10 protein-coding genes are annotated in these 12867 nt (G+C 63.9%); 4 read left to right on the top strand and 6 right to left on the bottom strand.

Features of this window, described 5'->3' with window-relative positions; translation table 11 throughout:
- Positions 1-245: 245 nt before the first annotated feature.
- From V0U35_RS11340 to V0U35_RS11325, 4 genes are read right to left on the bottom strand one after another with little or no spacing between them, the layout of a single operon-like run.
- Complete coding sequence (locus tag V0U35_RS11340; protein ID WP_330196829.1) at positions 246-701, bottom strand: hypothetical protein; 456 nt, start codon at positions 699-701, stop codon at positions 246-248.
- The gene (sufB, locus tag V0U35_RS11335; protein WP_330196828.1) at positions 701-2233 is read right to left on the bottom strand and encodes a Fe-S cluster assembly protein SufB; all 1533 of its coding nucleotides are present in this window, start codon (positions 2231-2233) and stop codon (positions 701-703) included. The genes V0U35_RS11340 and sufB overlap by 1 nt, the downstream gene beginning before the upstream one ends.
- Positions 2233-3381: a cysteine desulfurase family protein gene (locus tag V0U35_RS11330; protein WP_330196827.1), complete on the bottom strand. Its 1149-nt coding sequence runs from the start codon at positions 3379-3381 to the stop codon at positions 2233-2235. Before V0U35_RS11330 ends, sufB begins: the two co-directional genes overlap by 1 nt.
- Before the next feature lie 4 nt (positions 3382-3385).
- The gene (locus V0U35_RS11325; RefSeq protein WP_330196826.1) at positions 3386-3874 is read right to left on the bottom strand and encodes an Rrf2 family transcriptional regulator; all 489 of its coding nucleotides are present in this window, start codon (positions 3872-3874) and stop codon (positions 3386-3388) included.
- Positions 3875-4087: 213 nt separating this feature from the next.
- Between V0U35_RS11325 and V0U35_RS11320 the strand changes: the two genes are divergently transcribed.
- A complete protein-coding gene (locus V0U35_RS11320; RefSeq protein ID WP_330196825.1) occupies positions 4088-4756 on the top strand; it encodes an alpha/beta hydrolase in 669 nt (222 codons plus the stop codon).
- Between the two features lie 259 nt (positions 4757-5015).
- Here V0U35_RS11320 and V0U35_RS11315 read toward each other — a convergent pair whose 3' ends face one another.
- Positions 5016-6119, bottom strand: a complete 1104-nt coding sequence (locus V0U35_RS11315) for an anhydro-N-acetylmuramic acid kinase (protein WP_330196824.1) — start codon at positions 6117-6119, stop codon at positions 5016-5018.
- Between the two features lie 68 nt (positions 6120-6187).
- On the opposite strand from V0U35_RS11315, the gene tyrS reads away from it, so the two are divergent.
- Positions 6188-7441, top strand: a complete 1254-nt coding sequence (tyrS, locus tag V0U35_RS11310) for a tyrosine--tRNA ligase (RefSeq protein WP_330196823.1) — start codon at positions 6188-6190, stop codon at positions 7439-7441.
- 2 nt (positions 7442-7443) lie between these two features.
- On the opposite strand, the gene V0U35_RS11305 is transcribed toward tyrS, so the two are convergent.
- Positions 7444-10926: a YhdP family protein gene (locus tag V0U35_RS11305; RefSeq protein WP_330196822.1), complete on the bottom strand. Its 3483-nt coding sequence runs from the start codon at positions 10924-10926 to the stop codon at positions 7444-7446.
- A 102-nt stretch (positions 10927-11028) separates the two neighbouring features.
- Between V0U35_RS11305 and V0U35_RS11300 the strand changes: the two genes are divergently transcribed.
- The gene (locus tag V0U35_RS11300; RefSeq protein WP_330196821.1) at positions 11029-11502 is read left to right on the top strand and encodes a peroxiredoxin; all 474 of its coding nucleotides are present in this window, start codon (positions 11029-11031) and stop codon (positions 11500-11502) included.
- Positions 11503-11627: 125 nt separating this feature from the next.
- A complete protein-coding gene (locus V0U35_RS11295) occupies positions 11628-12860 on the top strand; it encodes a M23 family metallopeptidase (protein ID WP_330196820.1) in 1233 nt (410 codons plus the stop codon).
- Positions 12861-12867 lie beyond the last annotated feature (7 nt).

The raw sequence follows: 12867 nt of genomic DNA, 5'->3' as shown, positions 1-12867 counted from the left end.
CCCTCCGCCGGCTACGCCGGCACCTCCCCCGCAAGCAGGGGAGGAAAATGGGCTTACGTCCGTCATCCCCCGGCCCCGCACAGCGGGAGTTCGGGGGATCTCATTAAGTCCGGGATGCCCCGGACAAGCCGGGGCATGACGCATGCTCTGTAAGGCTTTCACCCCACCCTGAGGGCTTGCGCCCTCCTCCCTCCCCTCAAGGGGAGGGTTGGGGTGGGGTGCTAATGTTTGCGCGACAGCGTTCATCACAAACATCCGGACTCTCCTTTCCAACCGTCCGCACGAACCAGACGATTCTCATCGTCAAATTCGGCAACGACCAGAAATGTGATCCCGCACACGCCATCGGAAACCAGTGGCCCTTGAAACGCCTGTTCTGTGGCATCCAGCGGTTCAGGGAACCATTGCGTGATACGCAAGGTGTTTGAGCCTTCCGGGATCGGATCAAAATCCCACCCTTCCATCAGGGCGATCACATCAGTTCGCGTTGTTCCGGCCGGTAGAAGCGATTGAGATATCTCGACCGGAACTGCCCAAGCCTCACTGCGCGCGTCGATATCAGCCATCAAGGGATTGGTTTGGACGGTCGTTTGATAATTGGCCGATCCGCTTACGACCGCAGTCGACAGCACAGCGTCTTCGCAGGCGGCGATCAAACCCGCAGCACCCACCAGGATGAGGAGTCTAACCAGCGGCCCCATCACCCCACACTCCCTTCCAGAGAGACTTTGAGGAGGGTCTGGGCCTCGACGGCGAATTCCATCGGCAGTTTCTGGATAACGTCGCGCACAAAGCCATTGACGAGGAGTGCGGTCGCCGCTTCCTCGTCGAGGCCACGCTGGCGCGCATAGAAGAGCTGGTCTTCTGAGAGTTTTGTCGTCGTCGCCTCGTGTTCCAGAACGGCTTTCGGCGTCTTGCACTCGACGTAGGGCACGGTGTGCGCGCCGCACTGATCGCCGATCAGCAGGCTGTCACACTGGGTGAAGTTGCGCGCGCCTTCCGCCTTGGCGTGGATCGAGACGAGACCGCGATAGGTGTTGTCGGACCTGCCCGCCGAAATGCCCTTGGAAATGATGCGCGAGCGCGTGTTCTTGCCCAGATGGATCATCTTGGTGCCGGTGTCGGCCTGCTGCGCGCCATTGGTCACGGCGATGGAGTAGAATTCGCCGACCGAATTGTCGCCGCGCAGGATGCAGGACGGGTATTTCCAGGTGATCGCCGAACCGGTCTCGACCTGGGTCCATGAAATTTTCGAATTCCGGCCCCGGCAGTCGCCGCGCTTGGTGACGAAGTTGTAGACCCCGCCCACGCCATTCTCGTCGCCCGGCCACCAGTTCTGGACGGTGGAATACTTGATCTCGGCATCGTCAAGCGCGACCAGTTCCACGACGGCCGCGTGCAGCTGGTTCTCGTCGCGCATAGGCGCTGTGCAGCCTTCGAGATATGAGACGTAGGAGCCTTCTTCCGCGATGATCAGCGTGCGCTCGAACTGGCCGGTGCCTTCGGCATTCATGCGGAAATAGGTCGACAACTCCATCGGGCAGCGCACGCCCTTGGGGACATAGACGAACGTCCCGTCGGAGAAGACCGCGCAGTTGAGCGTGGCGAAGAAATTGTCGCTCGGCGGCACGACGCTGCCGAGATATTTCTTCACCAGTTCCGGGTGCTCGCGGATGGCTTCGGAGATCGACATGAAGATCACGCCGGCCCTGGCGAGCTCGGCCTTGAAGGTCGTCGCCACCGAGACGCTGTCAAACACCGCATCGACCGCGACGCGCGGCGTCTCGCGCGCTTCGGCAGCGGTTTCGGCCGCACCCTTCACCCCGAGCAGGACTTCCTGCTCTTTGAGCGGAATGCCCAGGCGCTCGAAATCGGCGAGGATTTCAGGCGGAACGTCGTCGATGGATTCGTATTTCGCACCGGATTTCGGCTCGGCGTAATAATAGGCGTCCTGATAATCGATCTTGGGGTAGTTCACCTTCGCCCAGACCGGTTCTTTCATCTCCTGCCAGCGGCGGAAGGCAGCAAGACGCCAGTCGAGCATCCACTCCGGCTCGTTCTTCTTCGCCGAAATGTAGCGCACCGTGTCCTCGGAGAGGCCCTTGGGCGCGCGCTCCTGCTCGATATCGGTGGTGAAGCCGTATTTGTACTTGTCGGACCGCAGCGCCTCGACGCCCGCGACGGTGTCGCGGTCGATGCTGTCCTTGGCGACGGATGTTTTCACGTCATCCATCAGGCAAGCTCCTTCAAGCGCGGCGCGACACGGGCGTATTCGTCCGTCCAGGTCTTGATGAAGGCGTCGACCTCGGCCTCGGTCGTCGTCCAGCCGAGCGACACGCGGATGGCGCAGCGGGCGAGATCCTCACCCACGATGGCGCTCCAGGCGCGGCTGACGCCCGCCTTGCCCGACGTGCAGGCCGACCCGGCACTGACGCAGACGCCGGAGAGATCGAGCGCGATGACCTGCATGCCGCCATCCCAGCCCGGCGTGGCGATCGCCGTCGTGTTGGCGGTACGCGGGGCCTCAGAACCGATGACGCAGGCGCACGGCACGGCGGCGAGGACTTCGGCCTCGATCCGATCACGCAGCGCGGCAAGGCGCTCACAGCCATCGCCGGAGTCTGTCATCGCTTTCAGCGCCGCAGCGAAGCCATAGGCCCCGGCGACATTTTCGGTGCCGGAGCGCCGGCCCTTTTCCTGGCCGCCGCCCTTACGCGGCACGTCGAAGGGCGCATCGCAGGCGAGGATCAGTGCGCCGCATCCTTGCGGTCCGCCGATCTTGTGCGCGCTGATCGCGGCGTAGTGGGCACCCGACGCGGCAAAGTCGAACCCGGTCTTGCCGAGCGCCTGGACCGCGTCGATGTGATAAATCCCGCCCGCCTCGCGGATCATCGCTCCGGCCTCACTGACCGGCTGGATGACGCCGGTTTCGCTGGTTACCGCCTGCAGGCAGACGAAGGGCCGCCCGTCGGTCGCCGTATTCCAGTTCGCAAGCCGGTCTTTCAGCCAATCCAGATCAGCCAACCCTTGCGGCGTGACCGGGATCAGGTCGACCGGCAGGCCGGTGCTTTCCGCGCAGCGCGAGACCGCGTCATGCTCGGTCGCGGAAGTGACGATGCGCCTGATTTCACCAGTCGAGACCGCGCCCTCAATGGCAAGATTGTTGGCCTCGGTCCCGCCGGAGGTGAAGACCACGTCCTGCGCGCGGGCCTTTACGCCGCGCGCAATGTCGGCGCGGGCGTTTTCCAGCATGGTGCGCGCGGCGCGGCCCGAACAATGGACCGCGGACGGATTGCCACCGACCGCCATGGCTTTCAGCATCGCGTCGCGCGCTTCGGGCCGGATCGGCGTAGTGGCGTTATGGTCGAGATAGATCGGCATAGGACTATTCGGCCGGGACGGCTTCACGGGCAGACCGGACAGGCTCGACGCGCGGAGCCAGAGCGCCGCCGCAAGCCGCACCCATCACGCGCCCCTCGACGACGTCGGCGAGCGAAATCGAATTGAAGAAGAGATAGACGTGGCGGCCGAGCTCGTCCCAGAGGTCGTGCGTGGCGCAGCGCTTGCCGGTTTTCAGACACCCCATCGTCCCGCCGCCGCAGCGCGTTGCGCCAAGCGGCTCGTCGACCGCCATGATCACATCGGATACCCGGATCTCGGCCGCGGCCTTTGAAAGGCGGTAGCCGCCGCCCGGCCCGCGCGTCGACTTGACGACACCGCCGCGGCGCAGCTTGGCGAAGAGTTGTTCGAGATAAGAGAGGGAAATCGACTGACGCGAGGCAATGTCGGCGAGCGTCACCGGCGCGCCGTCTTCGCGCGCGGCGAGATCGGCGACGGCCATCACCGCGTAGCGGCCTTTGGTGCTTAACTTCATCGCTCGCCTCCGTTAAACGCTCGCATCGCGAGCCGGGCCTGTGCTATAGCGCGCGCTTCTGGATAGGCGGCCACCCGCCTGCGCCCGGTCAGGACGTAAATATCTGAGCGTGGCAGTCAAGTTTAAAGGCGACCAAATAGCACAGGTTCTGCAGGATTTCTCAGCAATACCCGAGCAATTTGGTCGGAATACGACAAAGAGGCCCACCCCAACATGCCCGACGTAATCATCCCCGGCCCGGAAGGCCGCCTGGAAGGCAAGTACACCCCCGGCAAGGAAGAGTTCGCGCCGATCGCGCTGATTCTCCATGCCCACCCGCTGGGCGGGGGGAATATGGAAAACCTCTCCTCGGTGATGATGTATGACGTCTTCCGCCGGCGCGGCTTTGCCACGCTGCGCTTCAACTTCCGCGGCGTCGGCCGCAGCCAGGGCAGCTATGACCAGGGCCTTGGCGAGCTGTCCGATGCCGCCACGGCGCTCGACTGGATCCAGGCCTATAACGGCAATGCGCCGTTTTCCTGGGTCGCCGGACATTCCTTCGGGGCCTGGGTCGGCATGCAGCTCCTGATGCGCCGCCCGGAAGTGGCCGGCTTCATCTCGGTCGCGCCGCCGACCAACATGTACGACTTCACCTTCCTCGCGCCCTGCCCCGCCTCGGGCATCATCATCCAGGGGTCGGAAGACAAGATCGTGCCGACCGATGATGTCGACCGGGTGATGAGCAAGATCCGCGTCCAGAAGGGGATCGAGATCACACGCGAGATCGAGCCGGGTGCGGGCCACATGTTCGCCAATCACATGCCCCAGCTCGAACAGCGTATCGAGGACTATCTCGACCGCCGTCTGCCCATCGTCTTCAACGAGCGCAAGCCGAAGGATTAGGCACGGGCCTTTCCCATATAGGGGAAGGAGAATGCTCCATGCTGCGTCATGCCCCGATTTATTCGGGGCATCTCGAATGCAAGATCTCCCGGACAAGCCGGGAGATGACGCGCTTGATCCGTTTTCTCGGCAGACGCCGGGACCTCTTTCGCCACCAAATCTGAGGCCCCGGTTCGGCTACGCCGCCCGGGGTTTCAACTCATCGCAGGCAACAACTCTGAATTCCCGGACGGCGAAGCCGATCCGGGACCTCCCGCGACTACGCCCGCGCCAGCTCTCCGCCCGTCATGGGTTCGGGTACGCCGGTCGTTGTCGGCAGTGACAGCGGCACGGCGCGGACCGAACGCGCGGCGAGCCAGGCGAAGGCTTCCGCCTCCATCAGATCGCCATTCCAGCCGGCGGCTTCCACAGGCTCGACCGGGCAGTCGAGCAGCGCGGCTATACGCGCCATCATCGCCGGGTTCTTGCGCCCCCCGCCGGTGACGAGGACGCGCAGTGGTTCGCCCATGGCCGTAATGGCGCCTGCGACCGTGCGGGCCGTGAACTCGGTTAGAGTCGCGGCCCCGTCCTCGGGTGCCAGATCGGCAACCGCATCCAGCGAGAAATCCCACCGGTCGAGGGATTTGGGCGGCTCCAGCGCAAAAAAGCTGTGGCTCATCAGCTCTTTCAGTGCGGCGGCGTCGACCTTGCCCCGCCCCGCCAACAGGCCGTCCGTATCGTATGGAATGCCGGCGACGCGCTGACACCAGGCGTCGATCAGCCCGCTGGCCGGGCCGGTATCGAAGGCGACCGGATCGTCACCTCCGAGCCAGGTGACATTCGCCACGCCGCCGAGATTGAGGACGACGAGCGGGGTTTCGAGCCCGTCGCGCGCCGCCAACGCAGCGTGATAGAGCGGTGCCAATGGCGCGCCCTGCCCGCCCGCCTCCACATCGGCGGAGCGGAAATCATAGACCACATCGATCCCCAGCCGCTTGGCCAATGCCTCGCCGTCGCCGAGTTGGCGCGTGGCGCCGGGCTTACCGTTTGCCGGTGCACGATGAAGAACCGTCTGGCCGTGAAACCCGATCAGATCGATGTCGTCACTGTGCAGGTCAGCCTTGGTTAGCAGGCGCTGGACGGCATGGGCGTGGGCGTCTGTCAGGACATGTTCGGCCTGTTCGAACGCCTCGGGGTCGGCCCCGCCGAATTGCCATAGGAGTGCCGCGTCCACGGCCGCTTGCAGGGCGGCACGTTCGCGTGGCGCGTAGGCGAGTTCGAACCCGGCGATAGGACGGATCTCGGTCTCGCCATCGGTCTCGATCAGCGCCGCATCGACGCCATCGAGCGAGGTTCCGCTCATCAATCCGATTATGCGATACATACGGCCTCTTCCCGTTTCCCGCTTCCCGCCGTTAAAAGGCGGAGACAGAAACACAACAGGCCGAACCTATGAGCCAGCATCAATCCGACCTCGTGCGCATTCTCGTCGAGCGCGGCTATCATTATCAGGCTACCGATATCGGGGCGATAGATGAAGCCGCCGCCAAAGGCGGAATGGTTGGCTATATTGGCTTTGATGCCACAGCGACCAGCCTCCATGTCGGCTCGCTGGTGCAGATCATGATGCTGCGCCGGATGCAGCAGGCCGGGGCCAAGCCGATCATCCTGATGGGTGGTGGCACGTCGAAAATCGGCGACCCGTCCGGCAAGGACAAGTCGCGCTCCATGATGGACGAGGCGCGGATCGCCGAAAACAAGGCCGGCATCCTGACCGCCTTCGACAAGCTGTTGACCATTGGCGACGGACCGACCGATGCCCTTGTCGTGGACAATGACGAGTGGCTGTCGGAATTCGGCTACCTCGAATTCCTGCGCAAATACGGCCCGCATTTCACCATCAACCGGATGCTGACATTCGACAGCGTAAAGCTGCGGCTCGACCGGGAGCAGCCGCTCACCTTCCTGGAATTCAATTACATGCTGCTCCAGGCCGTCGATTTCCTGGAACTGAACCGGCGCTATGGCTGCACGCTCCAGCTTGGTGGTGCCGACCAGTGGGGCAATATCATCAATGGCGTGGAGCTGTGCCGGCGTGTCGACCAGAAAGAAGTCTACGGCTTTACCACCGAACTCATCCAGACGGCCTCGGGCGTTAAGATGGGCAAGACAGCCGAAGGCGCAGTCTGGCTCAATGCCGACATGCTCAGCCCCTATGGCTACTGGCAATTCTGGCGCAATACCGAAGACGCCGATGTCGGCCGTTTCCTGAAGCTGTTCACCGACCTCCCGCTCGACGAAATCGCGCGGCTGGAAGCCCTGGAAGGTGCCGAAATCAACGCGGCCAAGATCACGCTGGCCAATGAAGCCACCACGATGCTGCACGGGTCCGAGGCAGCGCGCGAGGCCGAAGCCACAGCAAAGGCGACCTTTGCTGCCGGTGGTGCGGGCGAAAGCCTGCCCAGCTTCACCGTTGACGCGGCCCGGCTCGCTACCGGCGATGTGGGCGTTCTGGAACTGCTCACCGGTTCGGGCTTTGCCGAGTCGAATGGCGAGGCCAAGCGGCTGATCAAGGGCGGCGGCGTGAAGGTGAACGGCCAGACCGTCACCGACCCCCAGGCCACGGTATCGACGGCCCATGTCGAGGACGGGGCAATCAAGATATCCGCCGGCAAGAAGCGGCACGCGCTCGCGCGCCCGGAGTAGGATCAGTCGATAGGATCCGGCGTTTCGTCCTCAGTCGCCGCGGTCTCGCCGCCCTCATCCTGAAGCTCCGGCTCAAGATCGGGATCGACGGTTTCAACCGGCGTATTGGCGATGTCTTGTGCCCGGTCGCGCGCCGCGCGCTCCGCGGCCGTGCCCTCGAAGATGCGGCGCAGCACGCCCGGCGCAAGCGCGGACAGCGGGTTGGCAAAGACAGTCGGGCCTTCAAACGGTCCTTCGACCGAGAAGGTGACCCCGATGACGCCTTCGCCGGGACGCGACACAAGCATTTCCCCGATCACCGGTAGCCCGCCGAACAACGAGTTGAGCCCGTAGGACGGCGCGAGCACACCGTCGAGCGCAATCGTGTCTCCCTCAAGGTCAACCGAGCCTTCGGTTGTCACCCCCAGGGAGGGACCGGCCGCGCGGGCTTCGTCAATGATCAGGAGGCCGTCCTCGAAGGCTATGTCAGCGCGAAGTGATTCGAAGCCGATCCCCTCTCCGTTCAGGAGTGCACCCAGCCCCTCAAACGAGCCCGCGGCGAGAATGCGCGCGAGGACCGGCATGCGGTTCAAGGTGAAATCATCGCTTTCGATGCGCAGGACGGTGCGTCCCGCCTCACCTGACGGCGGCAGCGTGCCATTGATGCGCAATTCGCCTCCCGTGACATTCTCGTACAGGCCAAACAGGCGAAGGGCGTGGCCGAAATCCGGGGACCGGATCGAGAGCTCACGTGGCGCGCCAGTTTCCGCCCCCGTCATGCGCAACGCCAGCGCGCCGCCCGGCCCGGTGCCGGTGACGTCAAGATACTCCGACCCGCCCGCACTCGACCGCCAATCAATCACGACGTCGGTGTATTCGCTGTCATCCGTGGCCCGGACCCGGTCGAGATCGACCCCGAGCAGCAAGGGCGGCGGCGGAGCCCCGGTTCCCCCGAGGTCACCCAACCCGGGCAGGAAGCCCCGCGCATCCAGATAATCCCCTGACACGGCGATGGCGAGGCGGCCATCGGGTCCGCCTTCCCGCGCCACCCCCATCGAACCGCTGACGAAATTTCCAATATGGATCCGGTCGAAATTTGCCTCGAGCAGGCGGCCGTCCTCGGCCAGTGCGGCGCTTCCGGTGATTTCCAGCCCGTCGGCCCGCGCCTCTATCGACTCAAACCGGCGCTCACCGTCCGCGCCGCCCGCATAGGCCATGCTGGCCGTCGCAGGTTCACCGAGGGGTTTCTCCCAGACCCCGCCCGGGGCCTCGATTATCGCCTCGCTCAGGTCCGCTGAAACCGTGACACTTTCAAAATCGAGCGCTTCGCCGAGCGTCTCGGCAATAACCCGGACATCGCCGTCGACATAGCGCCGGAGTGGCACGCCAAATTCGTCAAGGGCGGCGGAATCGAGCAGGGCCTCAAGGCGGAAGCGGGTCGAGGAAATCCCCTCCTCCAGCGTGAAATCCTCTTCCCACCGGAGATTGGCCGGAGCTGGCCCGAACCGGACCGGGCCTGACGCGGTCAACAGGTTTTCATCCGCCGTGAGGGTCACCTCGCCTTCGGAAATCCGGATGTCGCCAAATCCGGTCGGCGCGCTGACGTCAGCGAAATTCGCCTCGATACTGAAACGGATATCCTCGACCGGAACATCGCTGAGCATGGGTCTGAAAATTTCGACCTGTATTTCGCCCGTCCCGGTGATACTTGCGGGGTCGAGGCCATAGTCACTGGGGATGGTCAGCGGCTCCTGGTCGATGAGCTGAAGCACGTCCTCGGCACGCGCCCGGGCCACGGCACCAAACCGGGCAACCGCGCCTTTCGGATTGAGTCGGGGAATATCGACAAATCCACTGACAATCTCGATATCGCCGACCTGACCGCTCGTCAGGGCAATCTCCATCGAATTGCCATTGAGGATGGCCCGACCGCGTCCGTTCACAACCGGCGTCATGGTCGTCAGATAGTTGAAATCCGCGTTGTCGAAATTCCAGCTGAGCCGCATGGCGTCATCGGGCAACACGCCCGCGACGATGGCTTCGGCCGGCATATCGATTTCGAACACGGCCCCATAGCCGCGGCCACCATTGACGTGTTCATCGACCCAGACACGCGCGCCATCGGCCAGTTCCACGGGCCAGTAGGCCAGCACATCGCGTACGCCGATATCACCCGAGATCGGTCCCGCGAGACGGAGATCGGGCAGCCAGCGCCCCGCTTCGACCTCGCGCAGGGCGAGATCCCCGACAAGGCGTGCCTCCAGCGCTCCGATATCGGCGTCGAGTTGATCGAAATCGATGGAGAAGACGGCCAGGTCCATCTGACCGGCCGCATGAAAGCGCGACCAGTCTATCGGCGCTTCGAAAACACCGGGCGGCGCGAAAATGCCGTCCGTCAAAGTCAGTTCGTATCGCAAGCGGCGCGGATAGGCGCTCGCAAAGTCGCGCATCTCGAAAATGCGGCCGCCGAATTCGAATGAAACCAGGTCGGACCGGATCATGCCGTCCCGCATCACGATTTCGCCGGTCTCGGGCAGGTATTCAACTGTCAGCCGGGCGGCCTGAAAGTCCTGTCCGTCCTCGCCGAGACGGAGCATCCCCTCGCCGACCTCAAGCGCAATGTCGGCCGCCCTGATGCCGTCTTCGCGGTCGGCACTGAGCGTCAGGTCGAGGCTGACCGGGGCATCAAGCGCGCCAAGACCGGCAAACGGTCCGCTGACCGGTGCCAGGGCAGGCAGGCGGACGTTCGACGCATCGGCCTCAAGCAGGAAGGAGCCCAGGTCCGCGCCGGCTTCCAGGCGCATGTCGAGCGGCGACAGGCCGGAAGTCGTCACGAAATCCCCGGTCAGGTCGATGATGAAACGATTGGCCGTCCGTTCGATCTCCAGTCCGGCATCATCGATCAACCAGGCCAGGCCATAGAGATCGTCCTGAACGCGAACCCTTGTGTTCTCCACCCGTACACGCCGCAGGCGGCCGAGCGCATCCGACCGCGCCGGATCCCGCAGCAGTTCCAGAAGTGCATCGGTATCGCGTTGCCCGCCGGGCTGACGGGCGGTTCGGGCGACGCGCTCGGGGACACCCAGCCCCGCGCCGACGGCACCGTCTGCCCGCCGGACCAACGACACCGAGCCGCCGATAATGGTGACTTCCACCGGGGTGGCCCGCGCCAGCAGCAGAGCATCGAGCGCCAAGCCAGCCTCGATCAGCGGCGCGCGGGTCACCACCGCGCCGCCGACTTCTGCGACGGACACATCGCGGGCTGTCACGAAGATCAGGGCACTGTCAGGATCGAACCGCATGGTCAGATCGCCAAGCGAGACCAGGTCCCCGTCAAACGCCTGGGCCAGACGCTCCTGGGCATAACCGCGGGCGAAATCGAGGGACATCGGCCCCTCGGCCAGCCGCCACAGCAAGAGCGCACCGGCGAAAATGGCCAGCGTGAAAACAACCGCCACGGCCTCGAGCGCGTAGATCAGGGTCAGGCGGATCGTGCGCTTCACCATGACCGCGCCCCCGTCACGGATTCGGGACTGGACGGGCGGGGCGGGAATCGCGAGGGTTCGCGCACATCGGACCTGACGGCCAGCACAGAGAGGCATGCCCCCATGACGACGCTTACCGAAGAGATGAAAGCTCCGGACTTCACCGCCCAAACCGATGGCGGAGGACAGGTCTCACTGGGCGATCTCAAAGGCAAAATCGTCGTTCTCTATTTCTATCCGAAGGACGATACGCCCGGGTGCACCACGGAAGCGATCGCATTCAGCCAGCTCGGGGAAAAATTTGCCGCCGCTGGCGCGACTGTCATCGGCGTTTCGAAAGATAGCGTGAAAAAGCACGACAATTTCAAGGCGAAGCACGACCTGACGGTGACATTGGCCGCCGACCCCGACGGTGACCTCGTCGAATCCTACGGTGTCTGGGTCGAAAAGAACATGTACGGGCGCACCTATATGGGTATCGAGCGCGCCACATTCGTCATCAACAGGCAAGGTCAGATTGCCCGCATCTGGCGTAAGGTGAAGGTCAAGGGACACGCTGAAGAGGTACTGGAATTCGTGCAGACCCTCGGCGACTGAGATCGCCTTCGCCGGCGCGGCCGCACAACGGCCCGCCGATTGCATAACGGATTGTTGATAACTTTCTTCTTTTCGTGTCACATGTATCGAACGGGGCGAGAAGAGACAGACGGCGGACGCAACGCATGATCTCTGGTGTGTTTCAATCGGCGTGGGGAGCCGCGCAGCGATGGTTTCCGAACAGGCAAATCTACCATCGCAGTGATGGTCAGGTTCGCTATTTCGAAATCACCACTGAATTACAGCTCGGCGCGATTCTCAGCGCCGCCATTCTGACCGGCTGGCTTTGTTTTGCGACGGTCTCCGTGGCCTTCCACGGCCAGCAGATCGCGGCCCGGACCGCGGAAATGAACCGGATCAGCCAGGATTCCCGGCGCATGATCGCCGAGGCCCGTGCTGCTGAAGCGGCCGCCAACGCCGCCAACGAGTTCCGCATGCAGGAGTTTGATCGCACGGCGACCGAGTTCCAGGCGCGTCATGACATGCTGCGCCGGCTCGTGGCACTGGCCGAACAGATCGGCGGCGAAGATCTCACCTCCTCCCCCAGCCTCGACGACGGCCAGATCCTGATGGCAGCAATTCCTGCCGACCCGACGCCCCGCAATGCGCGCGATCTGCTGCAATCGGCCGTTTACGACATGGAAACGCCGGAAGGCCGCGTGGCCGCCCTCGTTGACCAGCAAGACCTGGTGCTTGCCCAGACCGAGGATGCCGCCGAAGCCCGGCTGGAAAACCTCCGCGCCGTGTTGCGCCTCACCGGCCTGCGGCCGGATGACGTGCTCGAGGAAGGCCGCGGCGGGGAAACCGGCGGCCCGTTCCTGGGCATCGCGGAAGGCAATGCCTTCGGCACCGAATTTGACGCCACTGATCCTTTTTCTGCGCGGATTGCGCGGATCGCGGCCCGCATGGTCGAAGCCCAGGAAGTCGAAATGGCGGCGCTGTCACTGCCGCTCGGCGAGCCCCTGCAGGTTCCCTATCGCGAGACCAGCGATTTCGGTTTCCGGATCGACCCGTTCACGGGCCGGCCGGCCTTCCATTCCGGTCAGGACTTTGTGGCCTATCGCCGTGCGCCGATCGTGGCGACCGGACCGGGACGGGTCATTTACGCCGGTTGGCGCTCCGGCTATGGTCGGACCGTCGAAATTGACCACGGCTATGGTTTCGTAACCCGCTATGCCCACCTCAACTCAATCGAGGTCCGGCGGGGCGACGAGGTGACGGCTGGTCAGCAGATTGCCACAATGGGTTCAACCGGCCGCAGTACCGCCACACATCTGCACTACGAAATCATGTTCCGCCGTGAACACCATGATCCCGATCGCTTCCTGAGAGCAGGCCGATATGTTCAGCAAGGCTAAAGACAAT

Origin of the sequence: Hyphobacterium marinum (assembly GCF_036330325.1) — a bacterium.
Classification (GTDB): Bacteria; Pseudomonadota; Alphaproteobacteria; order Caulobacterales; family Maricaulaceae; genus Hyphobacterium; species Hyphobacterium marinum.
The sequence above is the reverse complement of the archived record's forward strand: the minus strand, read 5'-3'. Positions and strand labels throughout refer to the sequence as shown.